The sequence below is a fragment of the Dyadobacter sp. CY312 genome (assembly GCF_021390535.1).
GTDB lineage: Bacteria > Bacteroidota > Bacteroidia > Cytophagales > Spirosomataceae > Dyadobacter.
Genome location: NZ_JAJUXG010000020.1, coordinates 13,876 through 32,495, shown reverse-complemented (window position 1 = coordinate 32,495; position 18,620 = coordinate 13,876). Strand labels below are relative to the sequence as shown.

At 43.5% G+C, this 18,620-nt stretch carries 16 protein-coding genes; 10 read left to right on the top strand and 6 right to left on the bottom strand.

Annotation, left to right across the window (positions count from 1 at the left end):
• Positions 1 to 112: 112 nt before the first annotated feature.
• The 9 genes from LZG71_RS25365 (at position 113) to LZG71_RS25325 (ending at position 11,441) form a co-directional block, all read left to right on the top strand.
• Positions 113 to 3,337 (top strand): SusC/RagA family TonB-linked outer membrane protein, encoded by a 3,225-nt coding sequence (locus tag LZG71_RS25365; protein ID WP_233825238.1) that lies wholly within the window; start codon positions 113 to 115, stop codon positions 3,335 to 3,337.
• A gap of 8 nt (positions 3,338 to 3,345) precedes the next feature.
• A complete protein-coding gene (locus LZG71_RS25360; RefSeq protein WP_233825236.1) occupies positions 3,346 to 4,827 on the top strand; it encodes a SusD/RagB family nutrient-binding outer membrane lipoprotein in 1,482 nt (493 codons plus the stop codon).
• A gap of 30 nt (positions 4,828 to 4,857) precedes the next feature.
• Entirely contained in the window at positions 4,858 to 5,937 is a 1,080-nt protein-coding gene (locus LZG71_RS25355; RefSeq protein ID WP_233825234.1) for a phosphoglyceromutase, read from the top strand.
• 27 nt (positions 5,938 to 5,964) lie between these two features.
• Complete coding sequence (locus LZG71_RS25350) at positions 5,965 to 7,122, top strand: TIGR03364 family FAD-dependent oxidoreductase (RefSeq protein ID WP_233825232.1); 1,158 nt, start codon at positions 5,965 to 5,967, stop codon at positions 7,120 to 7,122.
• 11 nt (positions 7,123 to 7,133) lie between these two features.
• Positions 7,134 to 8,096: a metallophosphoesterase gene (locus tag LZG71_RS25345; protein ID WP_233825230.1), complete on the top strand. Its 963-nt coding sequence runs from the start codon at positions 7,134 to 7,136 to the stop codon at positions 8,094 to 8,096.
• Positions 8,097 to 8,111: 15 nt separating this feature from the next.
• Positions 8,112 to 9,422, top strand: coding sequence for a DUF5690 family protein (locus LZG71_RS25340; RefSeq protein ID WP_233825228.1), 1,311 nt, complete (start codon positions 8,112 to 8,114; stop codon positions 9,420 to 9,422).
• 40 nt (positions 9,423 to 9,462) lie between these two features.
• On the top strand, positions 9,463 to 10,356 hold the full coding sequence (locus tag LZG71_RS25335) for a metallophosphoesterase (RefSeq protein WP_233825226.1): 894 nt from the start codon (positions 9,463 to 9,465) through the stop codon (positions 10,354 to 10,356).
• A gap of 51 nt (positions 10,357 to 10,407) precedes the next feature.
• Positions 10,408 to 11,100, top strand: a complete 693-nt coding sequence (locus LZG71_RS25330) for a phosphonatase-like hydrolase (protein WP_233825224.1) — start codon at positions 10,408 to 10,410, stop codon at positions 11,098 to 11,100.
• Between the two features lie 164 nt (positions 11,101 to 11,264).
• On the top strand, positions 11,265 to 11,441 hold the full coding sequence (locus LZG71_RS25325) for a hypothetical protein (RefSeq protein WP_233825222.1): 177 nt from the start codon (positions 11,265 to 11,267) through the stop codon (positions 11,439 to 11,441).
• A 50-nt stretch (positions 11,442 to 11,491) separates the two neighbouring features.
• Here the strand turns inward: LZG71_RS25325 and LZG71_RS25320 are convergent, their stop codons facing one another.
• The gene (locus tag LZG71_RS25320) at positions 11,492 to 14,122 is read right to left on the bottom strand and encodes a CshA/CshB family fibrillar adhesin-related protein (RefSeq protein ID WP_233825220.1); all 2,631 of its coding nucleotides are present in this window, start codon (positions 14,120 to 14,122) and stop codon (positions 11,492 to 11,494) included.
• 242 nt (positions 14,123 to 14,364) lie between these two features.
• On the opposite strand from LZG71_RS25320, the gene LZG71_RS30510 reads away from it, so the two are divergent.
• Positions 14,365 to 14,499, top strand: a complete 135-nt coding sequence (locus LZG71_RS30510; protein WP_255713204.1) for a hypothetical protein — start codon at positions 14,365 to 14,367, stop codon at positions 14,497 to 14,499.
• A 383-nt stretch (positions 14,500 to 14,882) separates the two neighbouring features.
• Here the strand turns inward: LZG71_RS30510 and LZG71_RS25315 are convergent, their stop codons facing one another.
• The 5 genes from LZG71_RS25315 to LZG71_RS25295 form a co-directional block, all read right to left on the bottom strand.
• The gene (locus tag LZG71_RS25315) at positions 14,883 to 15,443 is read right to left on the bottom strand and encodes a YdeI family protein (RefSeq protein ID WP_233825218.1); all 561 of its coding nucleotides are present in this window, start codon (positions 15,441 to 15,443) and stop codon (positions 14,883 to 14,885) included.
• Entirely contained in the window at positions 15,433 to 15,987 is a 555-nt protein-coding gene (locus tag LZG71_RS25310; RefSeq protein WP_233825216.1) for a DUF4287 domain-containing protein, read from the bottom strand. Before LZG71_RS25310 ends, LZG71_RS25315 begins: the two co-directional genes overlap by 11 nt.
• Before the next feature lie 296 nt (positions 15,988 to 16,283).
• Positions 16,284 to 17,027 (bottom strand): ankyrin repeat domain-containing protein, encoded by a 744-nt coding sequence (locus LZG71_RS25305; protein ID WP_233825214.1) that lies wholly within the window; start codon positions 17,025 to 17,027, stop codon positions 16,284 to 16,286.
• Positions 17,028 to 17,139: 112 nt separating this feature from the next.
• Positions 17,140 to 17,466 carry a TfoX/Sxy family protein gene (locus tag LZG71_RS25300; protein WP_233825212.1) on the bottom strand — a complete coding sequence of 109 codons (327 nt, stop codon included), beginning with the start codon at positions 17,464 to 17,466 and terminating at the stop codon, positions 17,140 to 17,142.
• A 103-nt stretch (positions 17,467 to 17,569) separates the two neighbouring features.
• Complete coding sequence (locus LZG71_RS25295; RefSeq protein WP_233825210.1) at positions 17,570 to 18,058, bottom strand: hypothetical protein; 489 nt, start codon at positions 18,056 to 18,058, stop codon at positions 17,570 to 17,572.
• Between the last annotated feature and the right edge of the window lie 562 nt (positions 18,059 to 18,620).

The following is an 18,620-nucleotide window of genomic DNA, read 5'->3' as shown; positions in this document are numbered from 1 at the left end:
TGTTTTTAATCAAAATAGCTTGCTTTGTTTATATTAACTTGTTGTAAATCAATAATATAATATCTGGTTTGTTTTTTGAATATAGAGTAGCAAATGCTAATCACTCTATTGTATGAAAAACAAAATTTACTTCTTTAAAAGAAAGCAACTGTTGCAAGGGCTTCTTCAAGCCTCGCTTTTGCTGATCGCGGTAGTTTGCATTCCTGCGGGTGCGACGCCAGTTGCCAACTATCTCACAGGTAACACCAGCCCGACAGTCGAGACGATCAAGGGGAAGGTGGTTGACGCCTCTAACAGTGAGCCGTTGCCAGGTGTGAACGTCATGATTAAAGGAACATCCAAAGGTGCGATTACCGACGCATTTGGAAATTACTCTCTTGAAATGCAAAGCGCCAGCGATGTGTTAATCTTCTCTTTTCTGGGATTTACCAGCCAGGAAGTCCAGCTTGGAAACCGCACCGTAGTGGATGTCGCGTTAACTGCCGACCCAAGACAGCTTAATGAAGTAGTTGTAACAGCATTGGGTATTAAAAAAGAGAAAAAAGCAGTGGGTTACGCGGTGCAGGAAGTGAAAGGCGAAACAATGGTGAAAGCCCGTGAACCAAATGCTATTGCTTCACTGACAGGAAAAGTGGCTGGTCTTACCATTGCACAAAGTACAGACTTGTTTTCAAGTCCCGCAGTGACTTTGAGAGGACGTAGCGGCGTGCTGTATGTGGTGGATGGTGTGCCTGTCAGCACCGACTCCTGGAACCTGAGTCCGGATGATATTGAAACTTACTCCGTATTAAAAGGTGCCAGTGCAGCTGCATTGTATGGTAACCGCGGACAAAACGGTGCGATCATTATTACAACTAAAAAAGGATCTAGTAATAAAAGAGGCTTTCAGGTTGATTTCAATTCCAGCACCCAGCTGCAAGCCGGTTTCAACGCAATCCCAAAATATCAGACTGAATACGGTCCGGGCAGTAACTTCCGGTATTCCTTTGTGGATGGCCGCGGCGGCGGTATCAACGACAATGATTACAACATCTGGGGACCTCGCTTCGAAGGTCAGCCGATTACACAATACAATAGTCCGAAAGATCCTGCAACGGGTAAACTGGTGCCACTTCCCTGGATTGCAAGAGGCAAGGACAACTTCACCAACTTTTTGCGTAACGGTCTTCTGAGTACCAATAACATTGCTATTTCCAATAAAAGTGACTTTGGAGATTTCCGCTTATCGGTTTCACAACTCTTCCAGCGCGGACAGGTTCCCAACACAAAGCTGGGTGGTACAACCGTCAACATCGCAGGTGGGATTAACGCCGGAAACAAACTTCGCTTTGATGCTAGTATCAACTATAACCGTCAGTATTCACCCAATTATCCAACACTTGATTATGGCCCGGCAAGTCCTATTTACATTTTCACCGTTTGGGGTGGTGTAGATTATGACGTGATGGACATGCGCAACTACTGGCAACCAGGCAAAGAAAACGCGCAGCAGTTCAACCGTGAATACACCATTTACGACAATCCATGGATGACGGCTTATGAAGCTTTGAAAACCTACTACAAGAATGATACGTACGGGTTTTTACAGATGAATTACAAGCTGACAGACAAGCTGACTTTCAACCTGCGTACCAATGTAAGCACATGGAACAGGAACCGCAGCACACGTGCTCCGATCTCTTCCAACCTGTACAATTTCGGTTTCCCGAACCAGGCAGGGGGCTATTCTGAAACCTATGATACTTTCTTTGAAAACAACACAGAAGCTTCTTTGAAATATGATCAGAGGCTTTCGCCAGACCTTGGCATGAGTGCATCTCTTTACGGAAACCTTCGTTCGGTAAAAGTAACTTCACTGAATGGTATCACCACAAAAGGCCTGATCGTGCCGGGTGTGTATGCGTTGTCGAACTCGGTGCAGCCTGCTACTTCCAGCAATGACTATGCAAAACGTCAGGTAGGGAGTGTTTATGGTTTTGTGGATATGGATTACAAGAATTTCCTGTATCTGAACCTGACCGGACGGGTGGATAAATCCAGCACAATGCCTATGAAAAACAATACTTACTTCTATCCATCGGCTTCATTGAGTACCGTTTTGTCCGAAGTAATCTCGTTTCCCGAAAAAATTTCATTTGTGAAAGTAAGAGGTTCCTATGCGAACGTAGCCAGTGATTTTGTAGATGAAAACTATCAGTATGACATTTACAGTCTGATTCCTACTTATTCAAATTCCGGCCGCTGGAACAACTCTTATACCGGCGTGAACTACACGGGGACACTGTACAGTGATAACCTGGAAGCTGCCCGCGTGAAGACGCTGGAACTAGGACTGGAAATGCGTTTTTTCCAAAACCGCCTTGCCTTTGACGGAACGATATTCCGTAATGTAGAAGGTCCGGGTATTGTCAATGTGCCGACTTCGATCGCTTCTGGTGTTTCAGGAATTCAGCAAAATGCGAAAACGTATATTAGAAAGGGTATTGAGCTGACCGTAGACGGAACTGCCATTAAAACAGAAGATTTTTCGTGGAATGTTGCTGCAAACTGGTCAACGAACCACCGTTGGCTGGATAAGATTGACGGAACGCAAATGCGTGACGGGAACATCAGGGTAGGCGACCGCGCAGATGCGTATTACATTAAGGATTTCCAACGTGACGAGCAGGACAATATGATCGTGGGTTCAAATGGAATGCCTGCATACAATCCGTACAATACCAAAATAGGCTACTCCGACAACAAATTCACAGCCGGGATTAATAACACCTTCAAATACAAGTCATTGCTTGTCAGCTTCCAGGTGGATGGCCGTTTTGGCGGAAAGGTGAATAACTACATGTATACCAAACAGTTTGGTAGCGGAACTGCGCCGGAATCAGCAAACGAATTTCGTCTGAAAGATTGGGAGAACAGGGATGTGGCAGGATACAAAGGAAGTGTGATGACAGACGGTCAGCGCATTGTAAAAGGGCAGTTGAATACCGATCAGGATGGTGTTGTAATCTCAGATACACGTGAATTTGCGCCAAACGATGTTCCGGTACTTTGGCAGGCCTGGGCTACCAATTACTACCAGTCGGCATATGTGGCAGCAAAAAACCGGACTTACCTGAAACTTCGGGAAGTGGTAATCAGCTACAATCTGCCATCGAAACTATTGGCAAAAACCAAATTCGCATCTGCTGCCAGTATTTCACTTGTAGGTCGTAACCTGCTTTACATCACAGGTAAATACACGAAGAATATCGACCTGGATCAGTTTACCGGAACGATCACGAGCTTCCAGACTCCTTCTGTTAAAAGCTTCGGCGCCAACCTCAATCTGACATTCTAATCATTTCAATGATGAAAAAGCTAAAATATTTGATCCTTTCCCTCGCGGTATCCCTTGCATCCTGCGAAGACATTACCGATTTGCAAAAAGACCCGGGCGCAATCACAAGCCCATCTGCTGACCTGATTTTTACCGGGATCCTGCTGAATTCTTACGATTCGCCATGGAGCCTGGATCAGCGTCATAACCAGTATATGACGCAGAACGAAGCCTACTACGAAGGTCAGCCTTACAGCTGGACAACTGGTTCTTATGACGTGTTTTACACTAGTTTGAGAAATGTAAACCAGATGGAACAGGTTGCCGATCAGGCAGGAGCAGTGGGGGCGCAGTACAAAACAATGGCCAAGTTTTTCAAAGCCTACTTTTATGCCCGCGCTACCGAAATGTTTGGTGATGTGCCCATGACTGAGGCGATCCAGGGTGTGAGCAGCCAGAACTTCAAACCTAAATACGATAGCCAAAAGGATATCTATTTGCAGGTGTTGAAATGGCTGGATGAGGCTAACGCAGAAATGCCGGCTTTGATAGCGAACCGCGCAACATTACCAGGAGATTTTATCTACAACGGTGATCTTTCCAAATGGCAGAAACTCATCAATTCTTTCAGGCTGAGAACACTGATCAGTCTGAGTAAAAGGGCTGACGATACCCCCGAATTGAATGTTAAACAGCAATTTTCAACTATCCTTTCTAATCCTGATAAATACCCGCTCGTCCTGACCAACGCAGATAATTTCCAGATTGTATACAACACATTTAACACCTATCCGCTTTGGCCGAGCAATGGTGTGGTGGTTAAAAATGACAAAAGGAATACGTTGGGAGCAACTTACACCAACATCGCGAAGACAACCAGAGATCCGCGCCTGATGGTAGTAGCACTTCCTGCTGAGGCACTGGCGGGTAATCAGGATGCATTCGCAAAATATGCAGGAGGCAAAACCGGTGATTTGCAATCGACGCTACTGGACCAGGCCGGAAAAGGTCTTTTGTCTATGATCAATTTTGACTTCTGGGAAGCTTCGGCAGCGGGTGTACCTGCTATCCAGCTCGGAGCATCGGAAGTGAATTTCCTGATTGCAGAAGGTATAAATCGTGGCTGGGCAACCGGCAACGCCGCCAACTATTACAAAGCAGGTATCGAGGAATCCATGAAGTTTTACAACATCGGCACAGCAGACGTAGCCAGCTTTATTGCGAGCAATCCTTACCCGGCGACCCAGGCTGCTGCGTTAAATAAAATCCTGGAACAGAAGTATATGTCGTTCTTCGAGAACTCTGGTAAGCAGGCCTATTATCAGTACCGCCGGACAGGTGTGCCTACTTTTGACGTGGGGCAGTCCAATGGTAATAACAATCAGATTCCAACGCGTTGGGCTTATCCAACCTCGGAGTACACCACCAATGAAGCCAATGTAAAAGCTTCCATTCAGGTGCAGTACAATGGAGCGGATACTCAGAACGGTGGAATGTGGCTCGCCAAATAATATCTTAAACAAAGCTTAACATTCAATAATATGAAAACAAAAATCATATTCTTCTGTTTGCTGGCCTTTGCCCTCACCGGCAAGGCTCAACAAACTCAGAACATCGTCCTGATATCCATTGACGGTTACCGTTGGCAGGAGATCTTTCAGGGAGCAGATTCGACGTTGATCTTTAACAAAAAATACCGCAAGCAGGATTCAACTTTCCTTTTCAAAAAGTATTGGGCTGAATCTGCAAAGGAGAGAAGAGAAAAGCTGATGCCTTTTCTATGGAAAACCATCGCCAGTCAAGGGCAGCTTTACGGCAACAGGGAGTTGGGCAATGAAGTGAATCTGCGAAACAAATACTGGTTTTCTTACCCCGGACGCAGTGAAACGCTCTGCGGCTTTTACGACGAAAAAATCAATAGCAACAGCTACCCGAATAACCCCAATGAGAATGTCCTCGAATTTTTCGACAAGCAGAAGGGCTTCAAAGGCAAGGTAGTTACGTTCGCATCCTGGGATGTGGTTAAGAACATCGTTAACCGCGATAGAAACGGCATGCTTGTAAACATTGCCGGCGAAATGGTAGAAGGCAAGCTTACTGAGGCGCAGGAACTCGCCAATGAAATCCAGGATAATTTCCCTCATTATTTCGGAAAAGGTATCCGGTTTGACGTGAATACATACGCAATGGCGAAATCCTACGTGAATGCCAATCACCCGCGCGTTTTGCACATCGACTTCGCGGATCCGGACGACTTCGGCCATGCAGGCGAATACGATTCTTATCTGGATTCAGGACATTATATCGACGCCATGATTGGCAGACTTTGGGAAACAATGCAAAAGGACCCTTTCTACAAAGGCAAAACCACTTTTTTGATTTATCCTGATCATGGAAGAGGCATTGACAAACGTTGGACGGGCCATGGGACGTCAGCACCGGGATCAAATGAAACGTGGCTGGCAGCGATTGGTCCGAAAACGCCGGCTACTGGTGAAATGAAAGATAAAGCGCGCATTTATCAGGACCAGATTGCGCAGACTGCGGCACAAATCATGGGTTTCAAGTTCACTGCAAACCATCCAGTAGGAGAACCTGTACAAAGCGCAATCAAGAAATAAATCTGTCTATCAATTATAAAAAACAATATGAATCTTAAATATGACCTGGTGGTAATTGGCGCGGGCGCTATTGGCACATTCCATGCATACCACGCAGCTCTTTTAGGTAAAAAAGTGCTTGTGCTTGAAAAAGACCAACGGCCTGTTAACGCTACGGTTCGCAATTTCGGACAGGTAATCGCCTCAGGAATGTCGAGCAAATGGTTTGACTATGGCGTTTACGGCACCAACCTTTACAAATCCATTCAGGAGCGTTATGATGTTTCTGTTCGCAATAACGGTTCTGTTTACATTGCTTCTGACGACGACGAGCAGCAATTGATCCATGAGCTAAAAGCAATTTACGACACAAAAGGATACGGTAGCGAGCTGTTTTCGCAAAAGCAGCTGCTCGACAAATACCCGACCATGAAGGCGTCTTATTGCCGGGAAGCGCTTTATTTTCCGCAAGAAGTAAGCGTTGAACCAAATTTGTTCATCCACAGGATCCATGAATACATGGAGCAAAGTTTTAAAAACCTTACGATTCAGCGTTCGTCACCGGTTGTTGGCTGTGAAGTGTCAGGCCATGAGGCTGTGATCACCACTTCGGGCGGAGAGAAATTCCTTGCTGAAAACGTGGTTATTGCGTCCGGTCATGAATTCAAAATGCTATTTCCTGCCCTGTTCAAAGCACAGGATTTGTCTGTGAGCAAACTGCAAATGATGCGGACCAAACCGTTGCCATCACTGTCGCTTCCCGGTAATATCGCTACCGGATTGACCATTCGTCGCTACGAGGCTTTTGAGGAATGTCCCGGATTCGCAGGGATAAAGACGCCCGAGCATTTACAGGAACTTGAAAGTTACGGTATTCATATTTTGTTTAAGCAGGCAATTGACGGCACTGTTATTGTCGGGGATTCTCACGAATACGCAAAAATTGGCGAGGAGGAAAATTTGGGTTATCAGCACAATCAGTATGTCAATGATCTGATGGTGAAAGAGGCCAGCCGCATTGTTGGTTTTGATCTGAGTGATATGACCGAAACCTGGGCTGGTTATTACGGCTTGCATGAGAATGGAGAAATCTTCGAACATACGATAGAGAACCGCATTCACATCGCCGTGGGCATTGGCGGAAAGGGGATGACCTGCTCGTCGGGTTATGCAAATGACAACACGAACAGGATTTTTGGAAATTAAAGCGCAGCAACATGCACAATAGAAGACGTTTTCTCAAAGACATTGGAATTGCGGCTGGCGCTACGCTGCTGACCAGCTCTTCTTTCGCCATCCCGGCGAGTCAAACGGCGAGCCGGAAATTGCTCCGCTTTGGCTTTATCACCGATCTGCACCATTTGCAGTTTGGCAAAAACGAGGAGGCAAGAATGAAGGGTTTTATGAACGCTGTCCTGAAAGAAAATCCGGACTTCATTGTGCAATGCGGTGATTTTTGTAGGCATACCAATTCGGACGAGATCTTGACCGAATGGAATCGCTTCAAAGGTCCAAAATACCATGTCCTTGGAAATCACGATATGGATTTTTGTGACAAGGCGACGATCATGAAGTTCTGGAACATGCCTAAGCGATACTATTCCTTCGATAAAGATGGATTTCATTTTGTGGTGATGGATCGTAACTTCTTGAAAAAGCAAGACGGTACCCTGGTGGATTATAATACATCCAACTGGGGGCCGTTTCCTTCGCCGCAACGTAGTTTTACGGATCAGGCCCAGCTCGACTGGCTCCGGGAAGATCTGGCAACCGCGCAGTTTCCTGTTATCGTATTCATGCATCAACCGGTATTTCTCAGTGATTTTTATCAGGAAATGGGCAATGCCGACGATATCCTGGAAATCTTCGATCAGGCAAATCTGAATGCGACCAAAAAAAATACGGGTAATAAAGTAGCTGCTGTTTTCATGGGTCACGACCACGACGACCGGCATGGTGAGCGCAATGGTGTGCATTATTTCATCATCAACAGTGCTTCTTATGTGTATACCAACAGCGGTGCGCATTATTACAAGGATCCGTTGTACGCATTCATCACCCTGGATCCGGTAGGAATTTTAACGATTGAAGGGCGCAGTACCACCTACCGGGACGAAACGCCCGATGCAGTACGTGCCAGATTCCCAACCAAAATCAGCAATCACAAAGTCGGTTTTTAACTACTAAAAAAATTTATGAAGATAAAGCTCCGGAGCTGGCTGTCCAGCTCTCCAGTATTCTTTGTTGCCTGGTGTATCGTGGCCGCCTTCGGTGCTTACTTCTGTATGTATGCATTCAGGAAGCCTTTTGCCGCAGGAACTTATGCCGATTACAGCCTCTGGGACGTACATTATAAGACAGTGCTAATCGTTGCGCAGGTCATAGGTTACATGTGTTCCAAATGGATGGGTATCAAAATCATTTCCGAATTAAAAGCCGCATCCAGGCAAAAACTGATCATTGGGTTAATTGTATTTGCAGAAATCGCCCTGGTATTGTTCGGGATTGTTCCCGCACCGTACAACTTCATCCTGCTGTTTTTTAACGGTCTTCCGTTGGGTATGGTCTGGGGCGTTATTTTTAGTTATCTGGAAGGACGTAAGTTTACAGAAGCACTGAGTATGGGGTTGAGCATCAGCCTGATTATTTCTTCCGGATTTTTGAAAACGATCTATTTTCAAATCAATGATTTCATGCCTGATTTAAGCGAGTTTTGGCTGCCTGCCATTGTGGGGCTGCTGTTCCTTCCCGCTTTTCTGCTCTTTTCCTGGATGTTGCATATCATTCCCGCACCAGACGCCGCTGATAAAATACTGCGGTCTGAACGGTTGCCGATGACATCGGTCGACAAAAAGCTGGTTTTGAAAAATTATGGATGGGGGATAGCGGCCTTTGTTTTCATATATATGCTGCTGTCAACCATGCGCGATTTCCGGGACAACTTTTCGGTTGAGATCTGGAATGAAATACAGCCAGGATGGAATGCCAATATTTTTTCAACAACAGAAACGATCATCGGATTTGTAGTGCTCATTAGCGTGGCGTGTCTGTCCTTTTTTCAGAGCAATTTCAAAGGGTTTGTCGCGGTTCAGGTACTTATTGCCATCGGTCTGATTACCTGTGGTGCCAGTACTTATGCTTTTAACAACGGATTTATTGATCCATTCAGCTGGATGCTGACGTTGGGAGCTGGTATGTTTATGGCTTACACGCCCATCCAGGTCGCTTTATACGAACGTATGATCGCTCTGTTCAGAATTAAAGGCAACGCGGGATTCTTCGTTTACATCTCCGATGCTTTCGGGTATTTGGGCAGTGTTTTTCTTTTGTTATACAAAGAGTTTTTCATGAAAAGCCTGGAATGGTCTCAGGTGTTAATACAGTTTTCCTACCTGCTTACGGTGCTGGGAACATGTGCTCTATTATTTTCCTGGATATACTTTGTGAAAAAGTCCCGGGCTGTACCGGAAACAACACTATTGCCCGACACAGCCTCGCTTTGCTAGTTTATTTCAATCTAATCTTTAAAACCTATTCCGATAAAAAATGAAGAGAAGAGATTTCCTGGTTTGCGGCGCAGCCGCTACTACTGTCATCGGGCAGGCAGACTATGCACATGCTATGCCAGGTTCGAAGTCGAAAGTTGCACTAACTGTTGCACACATTACTGACGCGCATATCCGCCCGCAAGACGACATTCCCGTTCGTTTCAAAAAGTGTCTTGAAGAAGTCAAAAAACATAAAATGGATTTTGTACTCAATGGCGGTGACTCCATCTTCGCGGCGGATTACAAAGATGTAACCCGCGAAAAAATGCTGGAACAATGGGCCTGCTGGGATGACTGCATTCGGTCTCTTTCTGGTTTCGAGGTTTACAGCTGCATTGGTAATCATGATCCCTGGTGGCAGGCGACCTCAAAAGACGACGAAATGTATGGTGTCGCATATGCTGCTAAGCGGGTTGGAATGCCGCACCGGTATTACAGCTTTACGAAGAAAAACTGGCATTTTATGATTCTGGATGGAAACAACCCGGAGGTCAGACTGGATGCTGAACAATTTGCCTGGCTTGAAACTGAATTGGAGAAAGTGCCTGCCGGACATCATGTGTTGCTCATGTCACATTATCCCATTCTATCTGTAACAGCTCTTTGGGAAGGTGGGCAGCATAAGGATCATGTTGCGTTGAGAAAACTGTTTTACAAGCACAAAGATAAAGTCAGGGTTTGTCTTTCGGGACATCAGCATTTACTGGATCGAAATGTATTCAACAATGTACAGTACTATTGCAATGGTTCAATCAGCGGTTTTTGGTGGGGAAAAGGTGACGAAAATTCTGCCGGCCCTTATTATTATCAGGAGACTGCGCCAGGTTATGCTATTCTCAAACTGTATGAAGACGGAACAGTTGAAAACATATACCACGAACATCAATTTTAATCCGGCACCACATCAGGTGCCACCTACAACAACCTTTAATTTTACTTTATTATGATCAAAATGGTAGTTTTCGATATGGCTGGAACAACAGTCGATGAAAACAATGTGGTATACAAAACGCTGTTGCGTGCAATCAACGAGCGACAGTTCGATTTTACATTGGATGAAGTGCTGGCGGAAGGGGCGGGCATGGAAAAATTGCAAGCCATACGAAGCATCCTCGCTTCGAAGCAGATTGCAGACGAAGCACTGGCAAAGGATATTTTTGAAACGTTCAGGAAATTGCTCAAAACGGCTTATGAAAATCTGGATGTTACGGAGCAAAACAATGCTACTCCGCTTTTTACCGAATTGAAGAAAATAGGAATATCAGTTGTTCTAAACACAGGTTATGACCGGCAGACAGCCGAAGGTTTGATAGCAAAAATTGGTTGGGAAAAAGGCACGCATTACGATGAACTGATCACAGCTTCCGACGTGGAAAAAAATCGCCCTAATCCGGATATGATCTTGCTGGCTATGAGTAAGCTGGGAATAGAGCATGCAGATCAGGTGATCAAGGTGGGAGATTCGACAATTGATATAGAAGAGGGCCGGAATGCCGGTTGTGTTTTGAATATCGGTATCACCACAGGTGCTCAAACTCGGGAGCAATTGCTGACTGCTCAGCCTGACTTTGTGATTGATGATTTATTGGAATTGTTGCCTATTGTCAAACGACATTCGTTTGAGGAACAAGTCTGATTTCGGATAAAACCAGAGTTAAACTTCAAGAGGGATTAGCTTCAGATCTTGCAGCTGGTCCCTTTTGCATTGTCCATGTTCTACCATCTCCGGTACGTAACGTGCTGGTTTGAAAAGGAGCCGTCATCATAGAGATCAATGATGGCTTTGCAACTTGACTAGCAATGGAGGCAAACCAAGACTTTCTATTTTATAAAGTTGATCGATTTTATTTTAGAATCAGTTTTCTTGCAACTTTTTCAGGTTTTGCCGCCAGATATAAATTGACCCAAGTCGATCGGGTTGGAACCTTAGGAATAAATCAGTTTTGTATTGACGCTAAAAAACAATATCAGGCTTAATTCATAAAATGAATCAAGCCTGATATTATCTAAGATGAACCGTGTTTCGGTTATTTAATGCCGATTATAATTTTGTAGCTGCTTACTGTTCCGCTAGTCTGTGTTGTCTTAAGGATGTACATACCCGGTGTCAGACCCCGAACGTTGATTTTTTGATCCCCAACACTAGATGACTGAAATACTTTTCGTCCATTCAAATTAAACAGAACGGTTTCATTTAAAGTGTCACCGGTTTTTTCACTAACATTCAGAACATCCGACACTGGGTTGGGGTAAACTGATACCATTACGCCATCAGTGAATGATAATTCTCTAATACGGCTGTAAGCAAAACTTCCGTCTCTGTCTACCATTTTTAAACGGTACAGATTTGATCCTTTTAGCGGATTATTATCATTGAAGAAGTATCTGGTCTGCTCGTTGCTTTCACCTTTGGCGTTTACAATACCTAGATCTTGCCAGCTTTTAGCGTCTGAGCTCCGTTGCACCTGGAAAAAATCACTATTGGTTTCTTCAGTGGTTACCCAGCTAAGTACTGAAATTTTTCCTTCCTTCGCAGCAGTAAAACTTACCAGCGTTACAGGAAGTGGTGTGTTCCAGGTAACATTATAGCTGCCAGATGTTCCTGTTTGGCTTGCTGCGTCTATAAATGTGTAATCAAAACTAAGGGATGTTGTGCCTACCGCTGTGAATTTGATAGTCAACAAGGCAGGGTCATAATTGTCAATCTCAGTTCCGGGAGTAATTAAAACATTGTTATAGTAAAGCTCATTACCGTTCATGCTTGTCAGATCTGTGATCACAACTGTCTTGGAGCTTCCCATGACTCCGTCTTCTGTATCATTGCCCGACAATGGTCCTGGTGAATCGATTGAGCCGGTTCCATTCAATTGAAGCGAGGTGCCAATAGCTGGTGTTGCGATTGTATGGTTTTTCTCGTCAGCAACGGGAGGCTGTTCAATACCGAAGTTCGCATCAAACAAGGGGGTTTGGGGTACCATTGTGATTGGAAGTATGGTATTAACAACTCCGTCGTTACCCGCATTGTGCCCCAGATTCTCACCTGTGGAAACCCATCCATCAGGTAAAACGACAGCCGGTGCCGGCGAACCTATTACACCTTGATTTGTTGACAACTGTAACGTGTAGTTTCCAGATAATGAACCTCCAAATTCGTATGTGCCGTCGCTTCCTACCGGCACACTTGCCACAACAATTCCTGAATCATTTACAAGATTTACATATAAAACTCCTCCAACATTTGTTCCTGTTCCGTCAACCTGGGCATTTGTTAATCCGTCAACGTCGTGAAAAACATTTCCGGATATTGCAACATCCACTCCCAGCGCATAATCTTCCACTTCTCCATCTGTCGCTCCTGCATTTGGACTTGAAAGAGGATCTGTTGTTACCCTGACCCTGACAAAGTACTTAGTATTTGGATCAGGATTTGTGGTTAGATTGTTCCAGGTAAAGCTGGCATTTGTCTGAGAGGCAGGGTTAGTGTGTAATACTGCTTCCGAAGCATCAAAAACACCATTCTGATCCCAGTCAATCCATGCCCCAACATTTGAGGGCTGTCCGGTATTGTTGGTGATAGGAATGGTTAAAGTGTATGAGCCACTGCCATCATAGTTGGGTACGGTAGTAGCACCATCAATGTCTGCATTGGGGCTGAAGTGGTTTAATCCTCCATCCGGGTCAGGTAGTTGATTAATATAAATATTTGCGGTAGGTACTACCAGGGAAGCAATCTGCTGACTGGTAACTGAATATGTACCATCAGCGGTAAGGGGCGTACCATTTAGTGTCAGATTGTCAATGTAGTGAGGAACTTCTCCATAGGAAGCGGGTGCATCCCCGTAATCAAAAGGGGCAATAAAACCCAGGGCCAGAGCCGTTACACCCTGCCCCTGCATCTGCACGTTGGTCAGTGTGGTGGTGCCTTGTGCATACATGACCGCCTGCACGCCCATGTTGTCAACACGGTTGTTGTAGAGCCTGAAGTACTTTCCACTGTTGCCGATCTGCAACTTGTAGTTAGTAGGGTTCTGGCCTATCGAGGCAGCATCATTGCGTACATCCAGAATCTGCCATCCGGTTGTTCCGTTTGTTTCCGCAGAAATGTACTCCGTACCTGATCCGTTGGACGCCATCGTTTCTGCATCTGCCATCACCATACCCGGATAGTTAAGGTCGGTCCAGACACCGTTGATCAGCATCTGTAGCTTCAGGTTAATGTCAAATTCAATGACACCGCCGTTGTAAGAGCCCACGCTTGCACTGTTTTTGGTAGCCATGCCAATTGGGTTTACACCCGGATACATCAGTTGCAGACCATCTCCCAAACTGGTGGTGCCATTACCTGTATAGGTACCTGATGAATATGGAGTCAGAGTTAGTGTGCCTGATGATGGGGCAACCGGATTTTGAATATTGTCAACCTCACCAACAACCCTTACCAGTCCCGGCTCTAGATTCCAGACATATGTTCCTTCAACAATGTGTGTAGAAGTATAGCCAGCTGGCGTCGAAATTAAACTTGGGCCGCCCCAGGCAAGCCAAAAGATCTGGTTTTGATGCAAGCCTGTCCCTGTACCGTTCGCATATTGGGCTTGTGTATACTTGGCAGATAATAAAAGTAGTGAGGCTATAAATAATTTACAGTAGAAATTTCTCATTTTTAAATTGTGGTAGATAAATCGCTTTTTCATGGAATGTTAATTTTGTTGACGATTGGAAAAGTCCAAGTAGCAAACGCACATGGATAGATAAATTGAGCTGCAAAATTAGGTAGGTGAAGTAATCGTGAAGGGGTGTTTTCTTGTCAAAGAATGGAGAATATTTTACTTATGTAAATTATTTTGGTAGGTATTGAAGGAATAATTACATTATAAATTGCAATAATTCCAAGCTGGTTTGCATGGATAGCAATCCTTGGAAAATACAGAAATACGGAGTCGTATTATCATTGTATGTAAAAGGTCTGGTGATGTTGGCCAACCAGAAAGGGAAGCTGAAAAGTAGTTTGATCTTTGATGAATTTCCTATGATCTAACTAATAACATGGACGGCTTGATCGCCACAGTCAGAAGCAACAAAGTCGCCACGACACTGGGCATACAGTATTCAAGCCAGCTAAAATAGGATTACGGGCATGAAAATGGAGAATACGGAGTCGTTGACCACCTCAATTGGGGAATTAAGATCATATTATGTCATTTTGGGTCTAATTTTCTGATATAAATGACTGACTATTAATTATTTGAGTAGAAAAATAAAAGTACGGTTTGATGGTCAATCTGCCACGGAATCTAGTGGCCAAGTCATCAGAATTCTCCATTTGCGTGAAGAAATGTATTACATTAACAATAAAAATATTAGGTTGTCAAATCATACTTTGTTGAGCCGTTACTAATCTTAATTCGACGCATCAAGCCGCTATTTATACTTGTCATTCAAACCTATGCTTTGCATGATCATAGGTTTAATCTTTTGTACCCGGCTTGTTTTCGTACTTCCCTGTTTGGCTTCGTTAATATACAATATGTATTCCTTTTGACGTCCTGGAGTGAGTTTTTCAAATGCTGCCTTAAATGATTCGTCTTTTTGAAATTCGATTTCAAGAGCTACCGGAACCAATAAAGGCGTAAATTTTTCAGGCTTAATTTTTAAGCCTTGCTTTTCAATTTCAATGGCTTCCTGAACATATTCCAATATCTTCTTTTCATCAATCTCATTCAGGGAAGTGAAGCGCCATTGGCGGAGCGATTTTGTTTTTCCTTCCTGCGCATTGACCAAAACCTGGTATGGGTCTTTCAAAAAAACTCCGTTATAAAACCATATCGTAAAGTAGTTTTTAAAACCTCCGTAACTGACTACGTTATTTCCCTCATACGTAAGGACTTCCGCTCCCCATTTGATTGCTTTTTGTAATGGTGCTTTGTTTAGAATGTCCCCCACCACTGCAAGTTCTTTGTCCCAACTGGTATTAGTTTGCATTCTCGTATGCTGTTTTAACCCAGTTGATTACTTCATGGTCAATGCCATTAAGGTCCGAAATGCTGATCTTGTGCGAACACATGGCATTGGCTGCTGTGATGGTTTCCAATATTCCTTGCGCCTGCTGTCCTTTCAGATTGACGCCAATTTCAAAACGGGTTTTGGTAGCAGGAGTGAGAGTGGCAAATTGCTTTTTTCTCCGCAGACTAACGTAGGCGTTTTTGGGAGCGACTTCAATATCATTTCCGAATTTTAGGATCTCAGTGATCAGCTTGTCATAGATGGGTTTCAGATGCTCTTTACCCTGATACTGTTTCAAGATCAGCTCATCTGTATTTTCCGCCGAGCCAGCATCGGTTCCCTGGCTTTTAAGTGCGATGAGATTGGCAAATCCGTGTGTGAGTGCATGTTCTTCTTTCAAAAATTTCACGATTAACCCATGCTTCTGAAAGTTCCCTGCTTTTACAATCTCAATCCATTGATCAAGGGGTTTTCCTGTATTTTTATACAGATTATCGATCATCGTTTGTGTGCCTTTATCCATAGTGATCGCTTTTTACTCGTTATCCGTGATGAGTTGCAAGCTATTTCCAACAGGTTGGTGAAAGGTTAAATCAGCTCACGATTCCGTCCTTTTTGCCTGTGAGAAAACCAAATGTAGCAATTTATTATAAATCATTAAGCTGCTAAATACGAAGAAATAGTTGTGCTAAAACCTCCATCTTCACCCGAAAATTATTCAACTTGTAAATAACAAGAGCTTCGGTCACTACGAATGATTGTCAATCACCGGTTACGTCCATACGTCAGCCTGCAACAGGAGTAACTGTTGTTATTAACTTATTCATTTAAATACTTATTGGGAATGTTTCCCGGTACATAGTCCATGCCGTATCGCGCTTTCACCAGCAGTGAGATAACTTCATAGATATCCTCCTCAGTTCTTTGAAACTGGCGAAGTAAGCCCATCATCGCATAACTAATTGGATTCACAGAAGGAATAAAAGTCTCCCAATCATAGCCTTTGCCCCAGATAAGACCTGTTACCGTAATTGTAAGATCGGCCTGTTTTGAGATTAGAAACTTCATCATGTCCAGGCACTTATTTCTGTTTTGGTTTACTGTATGAAAAATGGGTGTATGCCCTCCAAAACCTTGGTCATCAATACCTGCCTTTGAGTTGACATCAGCCCCGTGCTGCACAAGAACTTCGGCACAAGCCAAATGATTATATTCCGCACAAATGTGCAGGAGTGAAACCTCGTAGAGCGGTGTGAATGTACATTCAAACGAATACCTTTTGTTCACTGCATTTGCATTGGATGCCAGTTGAGTCGCAAGTGAGGCAGCGTTGTCGAGCAATACAGAAAGTAAAATTTCATCCTCGAATTCCAGGCCGTAGTCTACAAAAGCCTGTATGCAACTCTTGAAGGACGGACCTCGAGAGTACATATTTATGAGTTCGTAAATCAACGGCCGACCCTTTACTGTTTGATTCGGGCCAACTCCGTTTTCAAAACATTCCCTGATTCCTTCAACAGAATGAATTTCGAAGTCAGTAATGATTTTGCTTAAATAATCCATTTGATTAAAGTTTAGTATTGGCCTGCAACCGGGGAAATTTTATTGCACATAATCCTTCCACGAAAGCATTTCTTCTTTTGCAAATTGATGGTAGAATGAGCTGTTGAGGTTACTATTTCTTCTTTTTCAGTTTTGGCATTGGTAGCTCCTTTATTGAGATCCGTACTAGTTCGCTGAGCCATTTCCTGTCCTCAATTTTCTCTTCAATGAGAAAACTTGGTTTCGCTCCTTCGTAGGCAGGTGCTTGAAGTAAATCACTACCTATAAATGCACGACCGGATTCTGTTGGCTTAATAAACAACTTGTTGTCGGCAATGAGTCCGAATATTTTTCCATCAGCATAAATGCCGTATTCACCAAACATCTTTTTGGCAGTGATTTCACCGGCGTTTTCGATTTGTTCCAGCACAAAGTCTACAAATTTCTGGTCAGATGCCATTTTAGGTTGAAGGTTTGGTCACTGCAAAGATGGTACGATCTCCATTCTCCAACAAGCTCTTAGCAACGTTATTTGACAGAGCTTTTTTGTAAGGCCTATGGTTTTATTGAACATTAATCTGAAATTCAATTTTTCTATTGCCATATTCAGAACCGATAATTGCGAAAAAATCGTAATGACTAAGAGCTTCGCAATCCATCTCTGATAAGTTGATATGATAGTAGACTTTATCACACCCTTCTGTCAACTGTTGATCCTGAAATTTTATACATTGATGCCATTTTTTTCTCCCGGCTACCAGAATATGGTTTGCGAAGTCTATAACTGGCAATGTCGTACTACTTTTAACAAACTTTTGATAATCATTTTGATTATCAATAATCAATGATACTTCATTTGAGTCATTCACATTCTGTAGCACTAAAACCCCGTTGTTGGGAGCACTTAAATCTTCAGACTTTACAGCGGTTCGATCAGCGACCAAACAAGGTTCAGTTTTTTGGCAAGAAAAAATTGTTGGAATAAAGATAATTGCTGTAAAAGGGATACTCCTTATCAGGAATTTTACATTTGATAACATGATATTTTTCATAGCTTGTAGGATTATGATTTTTGAGAAACACGCTTTATCAGTTCTATTCCAATATTTGTATTGATAACCGTAACAACTACGATACAAATTCTCTTATTCATGTTGCTTCATAGCGTTTGGAAGCGTCAGGTTCAGAATTGTCACCTCAAGTAAAAGGTAGTAAGGGTAAAAGCAGAAATTTTGTCAAAAGTACCAAAAGCCGGCCGCTGACAAGGTTTGAAGTAGTGTCATGGAATATCTCTTGAGGTTGTAAATATCAGAGACAAAAAAAGTGATCAAGAGGTTGGAGCAATTATATTATTTGTCCGGAAATATTGGATCGCCTGAAATGAGTATGTCTCAAAACTGAAATAGTGCATCTCGTTTTTTGCCCCGATTTATTACAAGATTTTTTCGGTACCCTCTTCTTTCGAGACAAGGTTTTTTTAAATTCTTTCCAAATATTTTGATATTTTAAAATTAAGTGTCAAAATTACATTTTAATTGACTGGGGTGATTTTCGTGGAAGGTGCTCCTGTCGGAAAACGACAACTAGTCGCACGCCCGGAGGTACCATGAAGAT

What these genes read in the sequence shown, in the direction of transcription:
- LZG71_RS25365 (WP_233825238.1), top strand. Translation starts at nt 113, where the DNA reads ATGAAAAACAAAATTTACTTCTTTAAAAGAAAGCAACTGTTGCAAGGG.
- LZG71_RS25360 (WP_233825236.1), top strand. Translation starts at nt 3,346, where the DNA reads ATGATGAAAAAGCTAAAATATTTGATCCTTTCCCTCGCGGTATCCCTT.
- LZG71_RS25355 (WP_233825234.1), top strand. Translation starts at nt 4,858, where the DNA reads ATGAAAACAAAAATCATATTCTTCTGTTTGCTGGCCTTTGCCCTCACC.
- LZG71_RS25350 (WP_233825232.1), top strand. Translation starts at nt 5,965, where the DNA reads ATGAATCTTAAATATGACCTGGTGGTAATTGGCGCGGGCGCTATTGGC.
- LZG71_RS25345 (WP_233825230.1), top strand. Translation starts at nt 7,134, where the DNA reads ATGCACAATAGAAGACGTTTTCTCAAAGACATTGGAATTGCGGCTGGC.
- LZG71_RS25340 (WP_233825228.1), top strand. Translation starts at nt 8,112, where the DNA reads ATGAAGATAAAGCTCCGGAGCTGGCTGTCCAGCTCTCCAGTATTCTTT.
- LZG71_RS25335 (WP_233825226.1), top strand. Translation starts at nt 9,463, where the DNA reads ATGAAGAGAAGAGATTTCCTGGTTTGCGGCGCAGCCGCTACTACTGTC.
- LZG71_RS25330 (WP_233825224.1), top strand. Translation starts at nt 10,408, where the DNA reads ATGATCAAAATGGTAGTTTTCGATATGGCTGGAACAACAGTCGATGAA.
- LZG71_RS25325 (WP_233825222.1), top strand. Translation starts at nt 11,265, where the DNA reads ATGGAGGCAAACCAAGACTTTCTATTTTATAAAGTTGATCGATTTTAT.
- LZG71_RS25320 (WP_233825220.1), bottom strand. Translation starts at nt 14,122, where the DNA reads ATGAGAAATTTCTACTGTAAATTATTTATAGCCTCACTACTTTTATTA.
- LZG71_RS30510 (WP_255713204.1), top strand. Translation starts at nt 14,365, where the DNA reads ATGGATAGCAATCCTTGGAAAATACAGAAATACGGAGTCGTATTATCA.
- LZG71_RS25315 (WP_233825218.1), bottom strand. Translation starts at nt 15,443, where the DNA reads ATGCAAACTAATACCAGTTGGGACAAAGAACTTGCAGTGGTGGGGGAC.
- LZG71_RS25310 (WP_233825216.1), bottom strand. Translation starts at nt 15,987, where the DNA reads ATGGATAAAGGCACACAAACGATGATCGATAATCTGTATAAAAATACA.
- LZG71_RS25305 (WP_233825214.1), bottom strand. Translation starts at nt 17,027, where the DNA reads ATGGATTATTTAAGCAAAATCATTACTGACTTCGAAATTCATTCTGTT.
- LZG71_RS25300 (WP_233825212.1), bottom strand. Translation starts at nt 17,466, where the DNA reads ATGGCATCTGACCAGAAATTTGTAGACTTTGTGCTGGAACAAATCGAA.
- LZG71_RS25295 (WP_233825210.1), bottom strand. Translation starts at nt 18,058, where the DNA reads ATGAAAAATATCATGTTATCAAATGTAAAATTCCTGATAAGGAGTATC.